The sequence below is a fragment of the Streptomyces sp. WAC 04229 genome, from assembly GCF_003947455.1.
Classification (GTDB): Bacteria; Actinomycetota; Actinomycetes; order Streptomycetales; family Streptomycetaceae; genus Streptomyces.
Genome location: NZ_QHJH01000164.1, coordinates 1 through 15,698, shown reverse-complemented (window position 1 = coordinate 15,698; position 15,698 = coordinate 1). Strand labels below are relative to the sequence as shown.

Genomic DNA, 15,698 nt, shown 5'->3' with positions numbered 1-15,698 from the left:
GTGTATTAGAGTCAGCTAGACGCGGCGCACCGGGACGGCGTACGGCTCGGTCATCGCGGCGCCTGTCCGGACGGCGCGGCGAGGACCGCGAGGTCGTCCTCGCGGACCAGGTCGAAGCGGAGCGCCAGGGAGACCAGCGACTCCTTCTTGCCGTTCAGCCGCGGACCCGGGTCGGCGGTCTCCGGGCCCGGCTTCAGCCGCAGTTTCACGGCGAGGTAGTCGATGTTCCACTGCACCGACGTACGGGACGCCGCCGGCCAGGCCGGGCGGAGCCGCTCGACGACCTGGTCCATGGTCGGCAGCGGCGCGTGCGGCGCCCCGCGCAGCCGCGGTTCGCACAGCGCGGCCAGCACCGCGAAGTACCGCTTGGTGCGGTCGACGGAGAAGGCGGGCGCGGTCGGCTCGCCGTCGGTGCCGTCCTCGGCGCGCAGATAGTCGTGGCGCGGCGCCCACACCTCGACCGGCAGCAGGTCGCCCGCCGCGGGCAGCACGATCCGCGAGAACTCGAACGGCACCGGCGCGTCCAGCCGGCCCGGCGCGACCTTGATGTGCTCGCCCGCGCCCTCCGGGTTCTCCACCACGTACGTCTGGCGGGCCGAGAGGTTGCTCACGGTCCAGAAGGTGCCGTGGGCGGTGATCTCACCGGCCCGGCGGGACACCCCGTCGTGCGCGATCAGCAGCCCGCCCTCGGGCACGGCGCGTCCGAAGACGAGCCGTTCGCCGGGTGCGAGCCGGAGCTGGGCGCTGCTGTGTTCGTCCTCCGAGGTCGGCGGAGGTACCACGATGATGCTGAACAAGGTGCGTCTCCCCGTGCCTGACGGCTACCCGCGTCAGACTATTGCGACGCACCAGGGCCGTGCCCCCCTCGTACGGGTGAGACACGGCCCTGTGACGTGATTGGCGAGAAGTACGCACTGGCGTACGCCGCTTCAGTACTGCGGGCGGGTGAACCAGTAGCTGCCGTTCCGGTTGGCGCAGAAGACGATGATCAGGATGCCGAGCACCAGGCTGATGAGGGCGAAGACGTTCGCCGCGAACAGGCTGATGACGCTGAACAGCACGACCACCGACGCGTAGATGATCGCGGAGACGCGCGCCCCGCCCCGGCCCGTGGCGAACTTGACGCCCGTGAATATCGCCCAGAACGCAAACGCCAGCACGATGACCCCGAGGACGATCATGATGCCGGTGCCGATGCTGGCGGCGGCGTCCGCGTCCTCGGCGGACAGGCTCGGGTCGGAGTTGACCGCGTCCTCGAACTCCTCCGAGAACCAGGCGCTGGCGATCATCATCAGCAGACCGCCGATGACCTGGAAGCCGCCCAGGACGAACAGCATCACGCGCGCTGCCTTCACCGAGCCGGGCATCGCCACCGGGGCGGGCGCGTAACCGCCGCCGTACGGCTGCTGTACCGGCGGGGCCGCCGGGTAGCCGTAGCCGGGCTGGCCCTGGGGCTGCTGCTGGGGGTAGCCGTAGTTCGGCTGCTGGCCGCCGCCCTGGGGCGGGCCGTAGGGGTTGTTCGGATCGCCGAAACTCATGGCGGGACTTCCTCCGTCGCTGTCAGGTGCGGGGACGGCGCGCGGCGCGAGTCGGAGGAGTCTGTTCGTTGCGGTTCGTCCCCCCGGTACGGCCCCGCGGCACTGTGCACCCCAATCGTTCTTGACCGATCTCTTACTTGTCCAGCCCGCTCACAAGGTGTTGTGCAAGTGCAACAACGTCGATCATGAATCGACGACCGGATGCCGGCCGGATTGGAACCGGGGGCCGGTCATCCGCGAGGATGGGGGCATGACCGCCCAGATTCTCGATGGCAAGGCCACCGCAGCCGCGATCAAGTCCGAACTGACCGCCCGCGTGGCGGCGCTGAAGGAGAGGGGTGTCACACCCGGCCTCGGCACCGTCCTGGTCGGCGACGATCCCGGCAGCCAGAAGTACGTCGCCGGCAAGCACCGCGACTGCGCGCAGGTCGGCATCGCCTCCATCCAGCGTCATCTGCCGGCCACGGCGACCCAGGAGGAGATCGAGGCGGTCGTCCGCGAGCTGAACGAGGACCCGGCCTGCACCGGTTACATCGTCCAGCTGCCGCTGCCCAAGGGCATCGACGAGAACCGCATCCTGGAGCTGATGGACCCGGACAAGGACGCGGACGGCCTGCACCCGATGAACCTCGGCCGCCTCGTCCTGAACGAGCCGGCGCCCCTGCCCTGCACCCCCAACGGCATCCTCACCCTCCTGCGCCGCTACGGCGTGGAGATCAAGGGCGCCGAGGTCGTGGTCGTCGGCCGCGGGGTCACCATCGGCCGCCCGATGCCGCTGCTGCTCACCCGGCGCAGTGAGAACGCCACCGTGACCCAGTGCCACACCGGCACCCGGGACCTCTCCGCCCACCTCAAGCGCGCCGACATCATCGTCGCCGCGGCCGGCTCCCCGCACCTGGTCCGCGCCGAGGACGTGAAGCCGGGCGCCGCCGTCCTCGACGTGGGCGTCTCCCGCAACGCCGAGGGCAAGATCGTGGGCGACGTCCACCCGGACGTGGCCGAGGTCGCCGCCTGGATCTCCCCGAACCCCGGCGGTGTCGGCCCGATGACCCGCGCCGAGCTGCTCGTCAACGTGGTGGAGGCGGCGGAGCGCCGTGCCGGCTGAGGACACCCACGCCGAGCGTCCGGGCAGGACGACGGATCGCGCTCAGGCCCGCGAGAACACCGCGGTACGCGCCGACAGCGCCGACAGCGCCGAGGTCGCCGAGGGCGCGGAGACGGTAGAGGGCACCCAGGGTGTGGAACGGGCGCCGGACTCCGGCGACACCGCCAGGTCCTCCGGGTCCGCCAAGTCCTCCGGGTCCTCCGGGTCCTCCGGGTCCGCCGGGTCCGCCAAGTCCTCCGGGTCCTCCGGGTCGGCCGGGTCCGCCGAGAAGTCCGGGCGCCCCGACCGCGCGGGGGACGCCTCGGACGCCTCGGACCCCGAGGACGCCGAAGACCCCGACGCGATCCTCGTCCGGGACCCGGTCAGCGCGCCCGACGCCCAGGGCCGGCCGAAACGCGCCACGCGCCGGTTCCCGCTCTTCACCCGCGACACCGCGCGCCCCGAGGGCGGCGGCCGGGCCGCGGCCGGCGACGCCCCGGCGCCCGCCCGGCAGTGGCCGGTGCTCACCGTGGCCGGCCTGGCCGGGATCGGCCTGCTGATCACCGGGCTCGACGTGTTCCGGTGGGGACTGGTGCTCGTCGGCGTCGCGCTGCTGATCGGCGCCGCGCTGCGCTGGTCCGTGCGGGACGTCGGCATGCTCGCGGTCCGCTCGCGCTTCACGGACATCGTCACCTACGGCGTGCTGGGCCTCGCCATCGCCATGCTGGCGCTGATGGCCCAGCCGCACGCGCCGCTGAAGATCCCGTTCCTGAACGATCTGCTGCACTTCACCGTAAGCAGTTAGCGAAGCTCCCGCTCGAACGGCGGCCCGTCCCCACCCCCGTGGAAGGACGGGCCGCCGTCGGGATCCACACTCCTGCACGTCGAACGCGCTGTTCAACGCCTGTCAGGGCGCTGTGGCACGGAAGTGACCGTTCCGCTACTCCGCAACGCGGGCCCCGGAAAGGGCTCCGTTCAGGGGTTCCGTCACCAGCACGGGAACGCCGGTGGGAGACTGGACCAGGTGTCGGTGGGCGTGCGACCGTGCACGCCTGCGGCCTCTGTGCTCCTGTGCGCCCCCACCCCGGGAACTGAGCTCCTGATCGGGCGCATCCCTGTGGGTAGCCAGAACGGCGGGGGAACGACCAGCACGTACCGGGGGAAGAGGGGGGAAGCAGTGCCTCGTTGGAAGGCCTTGCCGGAGGAACTCGATCCGCAGATCAAAGAGTTCACCGGCCAGCTGCGCCGACTCGTGGACCGCAGCGAACTGAGCGTCGCGTCGGTGGCCGACGCCACGGGCTACAGCAAGACGTCCTGGGAGCGATACCTGAACGGACGGCTGCTGGCGCCGAAGGGCGCCATCATCGCCCTGGCGGAGGTGACGGGGACCAACCCCCTGCACCTGACCACCATGTGGGAGCTGGCCGAGCGCGCCTGGAGCCGCTCGGAGATGCGCCACGACATGACCATGGAGGCCATCCGCATATCCCAGGCGCGGGCCGCGCTCGGCGACCTGGGCACCGCGTCCGGCAGGAGCGCGGGACCGGCCCACGGCGGCAGGAACGGCCGCGGAAGCCGCTCCGGCCGCCACGGCGGCGGCGCGTCGGCCACGCCCGGCGTCGCGGGCCCCGCCGGGGTGGCGCCCACGCTGGGGCCGACGGTCCCCGCCCAGCCGACCGCGGCGGACAGCCCCGACTCGGCCGCCGGCCCGGTCCGCGGCGGCACGACCGGCGCCCGCTCCGTCCCGCTCTCCGGCGACCCGTCGCCGGGCGGCGCCACCGACGGCAACTCGTGGGGCCTGGCCGGGTACCGGGGACCCGCACCGACCGGTGACCGCACGGCACGCCTCGAGCACCGGGCCGGTACCGGCGAGGCCGCCACGGCCATGGGCCCCGCGGCGACGCCCGGCCCCGCCGCGCCCGATGGGCGGAGCCCCTCCGCCGGGTACGGCGAGCCCCCGCGCGGCGGCCCGGGCTCGCGCGGCCGGTCGGGCGGGGGCGGCAGCAGGCGGATGACGACGTTCGTCGCGGGTGTCGTCGGCGTACTCGTCGTGATCGCGGGCGCCTTCTTCCTGCTGAACGACGACGGGGACAAGAAGAACGAGGGCACCAAGCCCTCCCCGTCCCCCACGGTGAGCAGCGAGCAGCAGCTGCCGCCCGGGGTGAAGTGCAGCGGCGACGCCTGCACCGGCAAGGACCCGGAGGCCATGGGCTGCGGAGGCGACCTGGTCACCACCGCCGCGACCGCCACCGTCGGCACGACCGCGGTCGAGGTCCGCTACAGCAAGACGTGCGGTACCGCGTGGGCCCGCGTGACCCAGGCCGCCCAGGGCGACAAGGTCCAGGTGAGCGCCGAGGGCAGGAACCAGCAGACGGGGACGGTTTCCGGAGTCGGCGACACCGTCGCGTACACCCCGATGGTGGCGGTGAAGTCCGCGGCCGCGGCGGAGGCGTGCGTGACGACCGCGTCCGGCGTCCAGGGCTGCACGGAGTAGGCGGCGGGACGGCACTCGGCGGGCCCGTGAAGAAAGTTCGCCGGCGGCAGGCATGTCCGGCGAGGAGTCGGGCAGGCGAGAGGTACCCCCACGGGAGTCCGGCAACGGTATCCCCCGAAACGGCGGTCGCCTCCGTCCCCCCTCTCCCGGACAGGCGGCCGCCTTTCCGTTGCCCGCCCGCGCGCCCGGTGGAGCCGGGACGCCCCTGTGGGCCGGGCCACACCGACCCGGACGTCCTGGACACCGCGGGCGCGATAGCCTGACGGCCGGATCGGTCTCTTGGTATCAAGAGATCGATCAAATGCCCGGGGCAGGGACGCCCCACCGCCAGCTGTCATACGGAGAACGCCATGACCCGCACTCCCGTGAACGTCACCGTCACCGGCGCGGCCGGCCAGATCGGTTACGCCCTGCTCTTCCGCATCGCCTCCGGCCAGCTGCTCGGCGCGGACGTGCCGGTCAAGCTCCGCCTCCTGGAGATCACCCCGGCGCTCAAGGCCGCCGAGGGTACCGCGATGGAGCTGGACGACTGCGCGTTCCCGCTCCTCCAGGGCATCGAGATCACCGACGACCCGAACGTCGCCTTCGCCGGCGCCAACGTCGCCCTCCTCGTCGGCGCCCGCCCCCGCACCAAGGGCATGGAGCGCGGCGACCTCCTGGAGGCCAACGGCGGCATCTTCAAGCCGCAGGGCAAGGCCATCAACGACCACGCCGCGGACGACATCAAGGTCCTCGTCGTCGGCAACCCGGCCAACACCAACGCCCTGATCGCCCAGGCCGCCGCCCCGGACGTACCCGCGGAGCGCTTCACCGCGATGACCCGCCTGGACCACAACCGCGCGCTGACCCAGCTCGCGAAGAAGACCGGCTCGACGGTCGCCGACATCAAGCGCCTGACCATCTGGGGCAACCACTCCGCCACCCAGTACCCGGACATCTTCCACGCCACCATCGGCGGCAAGAACGCCGCAGAGACCGTCAACGACGAGAAGTGGCTGGCCGAGGACTTCATCCCGACCGTCGCCAAGCGCGGCGCGGCCATCATCGAGGCCCGCGGCGCCTCGTCGGCCGCCTCCGCCGCCAACGCCGCCATCGACCACGTGCACACCTGGGTCAACGGCACCGCCGACGGCGACTGGACGTCCATGGGCATCCCGTCCGACGGTTCCTACGGCGTCCCGGAGGGCCTGATCTCCTCCTTCCCCGTCACCACCAAGGACGGCAAGTACGAGATCGTCCAGGGCCTCGACATCAACGAGTTCTCCCGCGCCCGCATCGACGCCTCCGTCAAGGAGCTGTCGGAGGAGCGCGACGCGGTCCGCGGTCTCGGCCTCCTCTGAGCCCACCCCGCCCGCAGACGGGCCCCGCTCCGGTTCGACCGGAGCGGGGCCCGTCCCCGTTTCCGACCCGCCTCCGGCCCGTTACGCACCCTTCATCCCCTTCCTCCGTGATGCGCCGCACTTTCGATGACCGAATCGGCATGCATGAGGGGCGGTGGGGCAGGGGCTCACGGTCCCCGGGAGTGACACGCGTGTGACACAGGGGCGTTGATCAGGAACGGAAGGCAATCCCACCATGGCGAACAGCACGGAAACCCAGGCGGACCGGGGGCACCGGACCATCCACGCCGGCGGCCGGTGGCTGGCCGCGTCCTCCGGCGCGACCCGCGACATCCTCGACCCCGCCGACGGCCTGCCCTTCGCCGTGGTCGCGGAGGGCGACGAGAAGGACACGGACCTCGCGGTGGCCGCCGCCCGGCGGGCGTTCGACGAAGGGCCGTGGCCGCACACCCCGGTCGCCGAGCGGGCCGCCCTGCTGCGCCGCGTCGCCGACCTCCTCGTCCGCGATCGCGAGACCCTCGGCCTGCTGGAGAGCCGCGACGCGGGCAAGACGGTCGAGGAGGGGCGCGTCGACATCGACTGCGTCGCCGACGCCTTCCGCTACTTCGCCGACCTGGTCGCCGGCGAGGCCCCCGGCCGGGTCGTCGACGCCGGCTCGCCCGAGATCCACAGCGTGGTGGTGCACGAGCCGGTCGGCGTCTGCGCCATGATCACGCCCTGGAACTACCCGCTCCTCCAGGCCAGCTGGAAGATCGCCCCGGCCCTCGCCGCCGGCAACACCTTCGTGATCAAGCCGAGCGAGATCACCCCGCTCACCACCGTCGCCCTGATCGACCTGCTCGTCGAGGCCGGCCTCCCCACCGGCGTCGCGGGCATCGTCACCGGTCCCGGCCACACCGTCGGCGCCCGGCTCGCCGAGCACCCCGACGTCGACCTGGTCTCCTTCACCGGCGGCCTGGTCAGCGGCACCAAGGTCGCCCAGGCCGCCGCCGTCACCGTCAAGAAGGTCGCCCTCGAACTCGGCGGCAAGAACCCCAACGTCGTCTTCGCCGACGCCTGCGCGACCGAGGAGGGCTTCGACACCGCCGTCGACCAGGCCCTCAACGCCGCCTTCATCCACAGCGGGCAGGTCTGCTCCGCCGGTGGCCGCCTCATCATCGAGGAGTCGGTCCGCGAACGCTTCGTCGCCGAACTCGCCCGCCGCGCCGCCGCGATCCGCCTCGGCCGCGGCACCGAGGACGGCGTCGAGTGCGGTCCGCTCGTCTCCGAGCAGCAGCGCGCCAAGACCGAGGACTTCGTCGCCTCCGCCCTCGCCGAGGGCGCCGTGCTGCGCAGCGGCGGCAAGCGCCCCGAACCGTCCCCCCAGCGGCCCGGCGGCGGCTACTTCTACGAGCCGACCGTCCTCGACCAGTGCCACCGCGAGATGCGGGTCGTCCGGGAGGAGGTCTTCGGACCGGTCCTCACCGTCGAGACCTTCCGGACCGAGGACGAAGCCATAGCCCTGGCCAACGACACCGAGTACGGTCTGGCCGGTGCCGTCTGGACCGCCGACGCGGGACGGGCCCGCCGGGTCGCGGGCCGGCTGCGGCACGGCACCGTCTGGATCAACGACTTCCACCCCTACCTGCCGCAGGCGGAGTGGGGCGGCTTCGGCAAGAGCGGCGTGGGCCGCGAACTCGGCCCCGCGGGCCTGGCCGAGTACCGCGAGAGCAAGCACGTCTACCAGAACCTCGCGCCGAAGCCCGTCCGCTGGTTCACCGGCTGATATCGCGCACCTCCACGCATCTCCCCGCACCATCCGCTCGCCCCACTGGAGTACCCCCATGCCAGATACCACTCACGTCTACGACTACGTCGTCATCGGCGGTGGCACGGCGGGATCGGTGATCGCCTCACGGCTCACCGAGAACCCGGACGTCACCGTCGCCGTCATCGAGGGCGGCCCCAGCGACGTCGGCCGCGACGACGTACTCACCCTGCGCCGCTGGATGGGCCTGCTCGGCGGCGAACTGGACTACGACTACCCGACCACCGAGCAGCCGCGCGGCAACTCGCACATCCGGCACAGCCGCGCCCGCGTGCTCGGCGGCTGCTCCTCGCACAACACCCTCATCGCCTTCAAGCCGCTGCCGTCCGACTGGGACGAGTGGGAGGCCGCCGGCGCCAAGGGCTGGGGCGCGGTGCAGATGGAGGCCTACTACGCGCGGCTGAAGAACAACATCGTCCCCGTCGACGAGAAGGACCGGAACGCCATCGCCCGGGACTTCGTCGACTCCGCGCAGAAGGCGCTCGAGGTCCCCCGGATCGACGGCTTCAACAAGAAGCCGTTCACCGAGGGCGCGGGCTTCTTCGACCTCGCCTACCACCCCGAGAACAACAAGCGTTCGTCCGCCTCGGTGGCGTACCTGCACCCGGTGATGGACGAGCGCCCCAACCTCACCCTCATGCTGGAGACCTGGGCGTACCGGCTGGAGCTGGCCGGCACCCGCGCCGAGGGCGTCCACGTCCGCACCAAGGACGGCGAGGAGATCCTGGTCAAGGCCCGGGGCGAGGTGGTGCTGTGCGCCGGGGCGGTCGACTCGCCGCGCCTGCTGCTGCACTCCGGCATAGGCCCCCGCCGGGACCTCGAAGCGCTCGGCATACCCGTGGCGCTCGACCTGCCCGGCGTCGGCGAGAACCTGCTCGACCACCCCGAGTCGGTGATCGTGTGGGAGACCGAGGGCCCCATCCCGGACAACTCCGCGATGGACTCCGACGCCGGTCTCTTCGTGCGCCGCGACCCCGAACACCCGGGCCCCGACCTGATGTTCCACTTCTACCAGATCCCGTTCACGGACAACCCGGGGCGCCTCGGCTACGAACGCCCGGAGTTCGGCGTCTCGATGACCCCGAACATCCCCAAGCCGAAGTCCCGCGGCCGCCTCCACCTCACCAGCGCCGACCCGTCCGTGAAGCCCGCCCTGGACTTCCGCTACTTCACCGACGAGGACGACTACGACGGCCGCACCCTCGTCGACGGCATCAGGATCGCCCGCGAGATCGCGAAGACGCAGCCGCTGGCCGGCTGGCTCAAGCGCGAGGTCTGCCCCGGCCCGGACGTCACCGGTGACGAGGAGCTGAGCGAGTACGCCCGCAAGGTCGCCCACACCGTCTACCACCCGGCGGGCACCTGCCGGATGGGCGCCGCCACCGACGAACAGGCCGTCGTCGACCCCGAGCTGCGCATCCGCGGCCTGGAGGGCATCCGCATCGCCGACGCCTCCGTCTTCCCGACCATGCCCGCCGTGAACCCGATGATCGGCGTCCTCATGGTCGGCGAGCGCGCCGTCGAGCTGATCGGTGGTGACGCCCGATGAGTACCACCACCAGCGCCAGTACGCCGCCGGGTAGGGACGAGAGCACGGCTCCCGTCTTCTCCGTGGACGGCCTGTGGAAGGTCTTCGGCCCCAAGGCCGACCGCGTCCCCGCCGACCCCGAACTGGCCGCCCTGAGCCCGGCCGACCTGCGCTCGCGCACCGGCTGCACGGCCGCCGTGGCCGACGTCTCCTTCGACGTCCGCAAGGGCGAGGTCTTCGTCGTCATGGGCCTGTCCGGCTCCGGCAAGTCCACCCTCGTACGCTGCCTGACCCGGCTCGTCGAGCCGACCGCCGGCGCCATCGCCATCGACGGCGAGGACGTCCGCGCCATGGACAAGTCCCGGCTGCGCGAACTGCGCCGGCACCGCGCCGCGATGGTCTTCCAGCACTTCGGCCTGCTCCCGCACCGCACGGTCCTCGACAACGTGGCCTACGGCCTCGAGGTCCAGGGCGTCGGCCGCGCCGAGCGCCGCGAGCGCGCCGCCGCCATCGTCGCCAAGGTCGGCCTGGAGGGCCTGGAGCAGCGCCGCCCCGGCCAGCTCTCCGGCGGCCAGCGCCAGCGCGTCGGCCTCGCCCGCGCCCTCGCCGTCGATCCCGAGGTACTGCTCTTCGACGAGCCGTTCAGCGCCCTCGACCCGCTGATCCGGCGGGACATGCAGGAGGAGGTCGTCCGGCTGCACCGCGAGGAGGGCCGCACGATGGTCTTCATCACCCACGACCTCCAGGAGGCCCTCAAGCTCGGCGACCGCATCGCCCTCATGCGCGACGGGCGCGTCGTCCAGCTCGGCACCCCGGAGGAGATCGTCGGCTCGCCCGCCGACGACTACGTCCGCGAGTTCGTCCGCGACGTCCCGCGCGAGCAGGTCCTCACCGTCCGTACGGCGATGCGCCCCGCGGCCTCGTCCGACGAGGCCGGCACCGGCCCCGCGGTCCGCCCCGAGGCCACCGTCTCCGAGGCCATCGAGGCCGTCGCCCGCGCCGGCTCCCCGGCCCGGGTCGTGTCCGACGGCCGCTGCCTGGGCGTGGTCGACGCGGAATCCCTGCTGTCGGTGGTGGCGGGCACGACGACCGCGGCCGCGGCGGCCGAGCCCGCCGCAGCGGCACCGGCCGAGCGCCGCGAGCCGACCACGCCGCCCCCCGCCACCAGCGAGGAGCCGGTCTGATGGCAGCGATCACCGCACAGGCCCGGAAGGCCGCCCCGCCGGGCTTCCTCACCCACCCCGCCGTCCGCAAGCTCCTCACCCTCGCCCTGCTCGCCGCGATCCTCGTCCCCCTGGCCGTCACCCAGTGGGGTGGCGCCACCTGGCCGAGCGCGCTGACCGTCGACGTCTCCGAGCCGCTCGGCAAGGCCAGCGACTGGATCATCGACAACCGCGACAGCCACCCCCTGTTCCTCTACTTCTTCGGCCACGTCAGCAACGTCGTCGTCCTCGCCGTACGCGCCGTGTACCTCGCCCTCCTCGCCGTCGGCTGGGCCGGGGTCACCGCGATCGGCGCCCTGGTCGCCTGGCGCGTGGCCGGCGTGAAGCTGGCCCTCGGCACCGCCGCCGCGTTCCTGGCCTGCGGCCTGCTCGGCATGTGGGTGCCGACCATGCAGACCCTCGCCCTGATGGTCGTCGCCGTCCTCGCGTCGGTCGTCGTGGGCGCCCTGCTGGGCCTCGCCGCCGGCCTGTCCGACCGGATGGACCGCGTCCTGCGCCCGGTGCTCGACACCATGCAGGTGCTGCCCGCCTTCGCCTACCTCCTCCCCGTCGTCCTGGTCTTCGGCATCGGCGTCCCCGCCGCCGTCCTCGCCACCGTCGTCTACGCCGCCCCGCCCATGGCCCGGCTCACCTCGCTGGGCCTGCGCGGCGCCGACAAGGAGGTCCTGGAGGCCGTCGAGTCCCTCGGCACCACCGCCCGCCAGCGGCTGCTGACCGCCCGCGTCCCGCTGGCCCGCAAGGAACTCCTGCTCGGCGTCAACCAGACGATCATGATGGCGCTGTCCATGGCGGTCATCGCCTCGGTCATCGGCGCCGGCGGCCTCGGTGACCGCGTCTACCAGGCGCTCGCCTCGGTCGACGTCGGCGCCGCCCTCGCGGCCGGCATCCCGATCGTGCTGCTCGCCGTCGTCCTGGACCGCGTGACCGGCGCGGCGGGGGAGCAGCACCCCGGTGAGCCCGGCAGGTCCCCGCTGACCTGGCTGTACGCCCTGGCCGTCGCCGCGGCCGTCGCCATCGCCGGACGCGTCGCGGGCTTCCTCGAGTGGCCCGAGGGCTGGGAGGTGAACATCGCCGAGCCCGTCAACCGGGCCGTCGACTGGATGACCGCCCACCTGTACTCCGGTGTGCCCGTCGTCGGCGGTACCGCCGACTGGGCCGCGCACTTCACCAGCTGGGTCCTCAACCCGGTCCGGGACGGCCTGCAGTGGCTGCCCTGGTGGTCGGTACTCCTCGTCGTGGCCGCCCTCGCGTGGCTGATCGGCACCTGGCGCACCGCGCTCACCGCCGTCCTCGCCATGGCCGCGATCGGTGTGCTCGGCGTGTGGAACCCGTCCCTGGACACGCTCTCGCAGGTGCTCGCGGCCGTCGCCGTGACCCTCGTCCTCGGCTTCGCGACGGGTGTCGCCGCCGCCCGCAGCGAGCGGTTCGAACGCCTGCTGCGGCCGGTCCTGGACGTCTTCCAGACCATGCCGCAGTTCGTGTACCTGATCCCCGTCGTCGCCCTGTTCGGCGTGGGACGGGCGCCCGCGGTGGCCGCCGCGGTCGTCTACGCCCTTCCGGCCGTGGTCCGCATCACCGCCCAGGGCCTGCGTCAGGTCGACCCGGCCGCCCTGGAGGCGGCCCGCTCGCTCGGAGCCACCAGCGGACAGCAGCTGCGCCAGGTCCAGCTCCCGCTGGCCCGCCGGTCGCTGCTGCTCGCCGTCAACCAGGGCGTCGTCCTGGTCCTCGCCGTCGTCATCATCGGCGGCCTGGTCGGCGGTGGCGCGCTCGGCTACCAGGTCGTCTTCGGCCTGGCCCAGGGCGACCTGGCGAGCGGTCTGGTGGCCGGCGCGGCCATCGTCTGCCTCGGTCTGATGCTCGACCGGGTCACCCAGCCCACCGGACGCCGCGCGAGGAAGGGAGCCTGACATGCGCGTACGTACCACCGCGGCCGTCGCCTCGGCCGCCGCGCTGACCCTGCTCACCGGCTGCGGCGCCGCCGACATGACCAAGCAGGCGTCCCCGTTCGCCAACGCCCAGGGCGCCAAGACCGTCACCCTGTCCGTGCAGTCCTGGGTCGGCGCCCAGGCCAACGTGGCCGTCGCCCAGTACCTGCTGGAGCACGAGCTGGGCTACCGCGTCGACACCGTCCAGGTCGACGAGGTCCCCGCCTGGGACGCGCTCAGCCAGGGCCGCGTCGACGCCATCCTGGAGGACTGGGGCCACCCCGAGCAGGAGCAGCGGTACGTCAAGGACAAGAAGACCATCGCCCCCGGCGGCGACCTCGGCGTCACCGGGCACATCGGCTGGTTCGTCCCGACGTACTTCGCGAAGAAGCACCCGGACGTCACCGACTGGAAGAACCTCGACAAGTACGCCGACCTGCTGCGCACCGCGGAGAGCGGCGGCAAGGGCCAGCTGATGGACGGCTCGCCGTCCTACGTCACGAACGACAAGGCGCTGGTGAAGAACCTGGACCTGGACTACCAGGTCGTCTTCGCCGGCTCCGAGGCCGCCCAGATCACCCAGATCAAGCAGTTCGCCAAGGAGCAGAAGCCCTTCCTCAGCTACTGGTACACCCCCCAGTGGCTGTTCGAGAAGGTCCCGATGACCGAGGTGAAACTGCCCCCGTACAAGGAGGGCTGCGACGCGGACCCGGAGAAGGTCGCCTGCGCCTACCCGGTCACCCCGCTCCAGAAGTACCTGAACGCCGACTTCGCGAAGAAGGGCGGCAGGGCGGCGGACCTCCTCAAGAGGTTCAAGTGGACGACCGAGGACCAGAACCAGGTCTCCCTGATGATCGCCGAGCAGAAGATGCGGCCCGAGGAGGCGGCGAAGAAGTGGGTGGACAGCCACGAGTCCGTCTGGAAGGGGTGGCTGTCCTGACCCTCACCGCGTCACGAACGTGACCCGGGTGGCCCCGAGTCCGCCGAGTGCGGCGGGCGAGGGGCCCTCCCCGGGCCGCGCGCACACGTTCAGCGGTCCCCGGACCGGAACCGCGCGGCGCCGGTCGTCACCACCGCGTGCTCCCCGCCGGGATCCGCCGCGCGACCATCAGCCGGTTCCAGCTGTTGATCGCCGCGATCAGCGCGAGCAGGTGCGCCAGCCCGTCGGCGTCGAAGTGCCGCGCGGCCTCCTCGTACACGTCGTCCGGCACGAAGCCCCCGGTCAGCACCGTCACCGCCTCGGTCAGCGCCAGCGCGGCCCGCTCCCGCGCGTCGAAGACCTCACCGGCCTCCTCCCAGGCCGCGAGCAGATCCAGCTGACGCTCACTCACCCCCTGCTCGCGGGCGATGCCCAGATGCATGTCGAGGCAGAAGGCGCAGTGGTTGAGCTGCGAGGCCCGGATCTGCACCAGCTCGGCGAGTCCGGCGTCACCGAGGCCCCGCTTGGCGGCCGCGCCCATCCCCTGCAGCGCCGAACGGACGCCGGCGTCCAGACGGGTGGTACGGGCCGTCACGCGTACTGGCCCGGCGTGTAGTGCCCCGGCGTCCGCCGGCAGGTCACCCCGAAGCGGTTCCAGGCGTTGATCACCGTGATCGCGGCGATCAGCTGCGCCAGCTCCGGCTCGTCGAAGTGCGCGGCGGCCTTCTCGTACACCGCGTCCGGCACGAAGCCTTCGGTCAGCACCGTCACCGCCTCGGTCAGCTCGATCGCCGCCAGTTCCTTCTCCGTGTAGAAGTGCCGCGACTCCTCCCAGGCGGCGAGCTGCACGATCCGCTCCACGCTCTCCCCGGCCGCCAGCGCGTCCTTGGTGTGCATGTCCAGGCAGAAGGCGCAGTGGTTCAGCTGGGAGGCGCGGATCTTCACCAGCTCCCCCAGCTTCGGGTCGAGCCCCTGCGTAGCGGCCTTGTCCAGGCGCAGCATCGCCTTCCAGACCTCGGGGGCGTGCTTCGCCCAGTCCAGCCGGGGTGCGTGCTCGGCGGCGAAGGACTCGGGGGCGGTGGCGGTGGTGTTCTCGTTCGTCGTCATGCCACCGAGCCTAGAAGTGAGGCAGCCCAGGGGTATGGTCCATTCCCATGGCGAAATCTTGGGCCACTTTCGGCGTCGACCTGCATCTGGACCGCTCCGGACCCGGCCTGCGCCGGAGCCTCACCGAGTCGCTGCGCGAGGCCGTCCGCGGCGGCCGGCTGGCCCCCGGAACCAGGCTGCCCTCCTCCCGCTCGCTCGCCGCCGACCTGGGCGTGGCCCGCAACACGGTCGCCGAGGTCTACGCCGATCTGATCGCCGAGGGCTGGCTCGCCGCCCGGCAGGGCTCCGGCACGCGGGTCGCCGACCGCACGCCCGCCACCTCCGCACACCGCCCGGCACCCCACCCGCGCGAGCCGGGCCGCCCCGCCTACGACCTGGTCCCCGGCACGCCCGAACTCGCCTCCTTCCCCCGCGCCCAGTGGCTCAGGGCCGCCCGCCGCGCCCTGTCCGCCGCCCCCGACCAGGCCCTCGGCTACGGCGACCCACGCGGCCGCGTGGAACTGCGCACGGCGCTCGCCGGATACCTGTCCCGCGCGCGGGGCGTGCACGCCGACCCCGACCGGATCGTGGTGTGCGCCGGCTTCCTCGGCGGCCTCGGTGTCCTCGCCGAACTGCTGCGCCGCCGGGCCCAGAACGCCGTCGCCGTCGAGTCCTACGGCCTGCCCCACCACCGCCGGCTGCTCCGGCGGGCGGGCTGCGACACGCCCCCACTGCCCTTCGACGACCGCGGCAC

Annotated in this window: 14 protein-coding genes; 10 read left to right on the top strand and 4 right to left on the bottom strand. The window is 72.7% G+C overall.

The genetic code is table 11. From position 1 onward, the window contains the following. Nucleotides 1–50 precede the first annotated feature (50 nt). Together DMH12_RS29885 and DMH12_RS29880 are read right to left on the bottom strand one after the other, a co-directional pair. A complete protein-coding gene (locus DMH12_RS29885) occupies nt 51–797 on the bottom strand; it encodes an FHA domain-containing protein (protein WP_185832627.1) in 747 nt (248 codons plus the stop codon). A gap of 132 nt (nt 798–929) precedes the next feature. Next, nucleotides 930–1,538 carry a hypothetical protein gene (locus DMH12_RS29880; protein WP_125494545.1) on the bottom strand — a complete coding sequence of 203 codons (609 nt, stop codon included), beginning with the start codon at nt 1,536–1,538 and terminating at the stop codon, nt 930–932. A gap of 250 nt (nt 1,539–1,788) precedes the next feature. Between DMH12_RS29880 and DMH12_RS29875 the strand changes: the two genes are divergently transcribed. The 9 genes from DMH12_RS29875 (at nt 1,789) to DMH12_RS29830 (ending at nt 13,879) form a co-directional block, all read left to right on the top strand. Beyond that, nucleotides 1,789–2,643 carry a bifunctional methylenetetrahydrofolate dehydrogenase/methenyltetrahydrofolate cyclohydrolase gene (locus DMH12_RS29875; RefSeq protein WP_122615840.1) on the top strand — a complete coding sequence of 285 codons (855 nt, stop codon included), beginning with the start codon at nt 1,789–1,791 and terminating at the stop codon, nt 2,641–2,643. Next, complete coding sequence (locus tag DMH12_RS40555) at nt 2,633–3,427, top strand: DUF3017 domain-containing protein (protein ID WP_260474390.1); 795 nt, start codon at nt 2,633–2,635, stop codon at nt 3,425–3,427. Before DMH12_RS29875 ends, DMH12_RS40555 begins: the two co-directional genes overlap by 11 nt. A 372-nt stretch (nt 3,428–3,799) precedes the next feature. Then, entirely contained in the window at nt 3,800–5,116 is a 1,317-nt protein-coding gene (locus DMH12_RS29860; protein WP_260474389.1) for an XRE family transcriptional regulator, read from the top strand. 350 nt (nt 5,117–5,466) lie between these two features. Beyond that, complete coding sequence (locus DMH12_RS29855; RefSeq protein ID WP_125494544.1) at nt 5,467–6,456, top strand: malate dehydrogenase; 990 nt, start codon at nt 5,467–5,469, stop codon at nt 6,454–6,456. A gap of 235 nt (nt 6,457–6,691) precedes the next feature. Next, nucleotides 6,692–8,221, top strand: a complete 1,530-nt coding sequence (locus DMH12_RS29850) for an aldehyde dehydrogenase family protein (protein ID WP_125494543.1) — start codon at nt 6,692–6,694, stop codon at nt 8,219–8,221. Nucleotides 8,222–8,279: 58 nt separating this feature from the next. Then, on the top strand, nt 8,280–9,812 hold the full coding sequence (locus DMH12_RS29845; RefSeq protein WP_125494542.1) for a GMC family oxidoreductase: 1,533 nt from the start codon (nt 8,280–8,282) through the stop codon (nt 9,810–9,812). Further along, on the top strand, nt 9,809–10,975 hold the full coding sequence (locus DMH12_RS29840) for a glycine betaine/L-proline ABC transporter ATP-binding protein (protein WP_125494541.1): 1,167 nt from the start codon (nt 9,809–9,811) through the stop codon (nt 10,973–10,975). Before DMH12_RS29845 ends, DMH12_RS29840 begins: the two co-directional genes overlap by 4 nt. Then, complete coding sequence (locus DMH12_RS29835) at nt 10,975–12,921, top strand: proline/glycine betaine ABC transporter permease (RefSeq protein ID WP_125494540.1); 1,947 nt, start codon at nt 10,975–10,977, stop codon at nt 12,919–12,921. The genes DMH12_RS29840 and DMH12_RS29835 overlap by 1 nt, the downstream gene beginning before the upstream one ends. A gap of 1 nt (nt 12,922) precedes the next feature. Continuing rightward, on the top strand, nt 12,923–13,879 hold the full coding sequence (locus tag DMH12_RS29830) for an ABC transporter substrate-binding protein (RefSeq protein ID WP_125494539.1): 957 nt from the start codon (nt 12,923–12,925) through the stop codon (nt 13,877–13,879). Nucleotides 13,880–14,006: 127 nt separating this feature from the next. Here DMH12_RS29830 and DMH12_RS29820 read toward each other — a convergent pair whose 3' ends face one another. Both DMH12_RS29820 and DMH12_RS29815 read right to left on the bottom strand, forming a co-directional pair. Further along, nucleotides 14,007–14,453: a carboxymuconolactone decarboxylase family protein gene (locus tag DMH12_RS29820; protein ID WP_125494538.1), complete on the bottom strand. Its 447-nt coding sequence runs from the start codon at nt 14,451–14,453 to the stop codon at nt 14,007–14,009. Then, entirely contained in the window at nt 14,450–14,965 is a 516-nt protein-coding gene (locus tag DMH12_RS29815; RefSeq protein WP_125494537.1) for a carboxymuconolactone decarboxylase family protein, read from the bottom strand. Before DMH12_RS29815 ends, DMH12_RS29820 begins: the two co-directional genes overlap by 4 nt. A gap of 47 nt (nt 14,966–15,012) precedes the next feature. Here DMH12_RS29815 and DMH12_RS29810 point away from each other — a divergent pair. Further along, a partial coding sequence (locus DMH12_RS29810) for an aminotransferase class I/II-fold pyridoxal phosphate-dependent enzyme (protein ID WP_125494536.1) occupies nt 15,013–15,698 on the top strand: 686 nt, incomplete at its 3' end.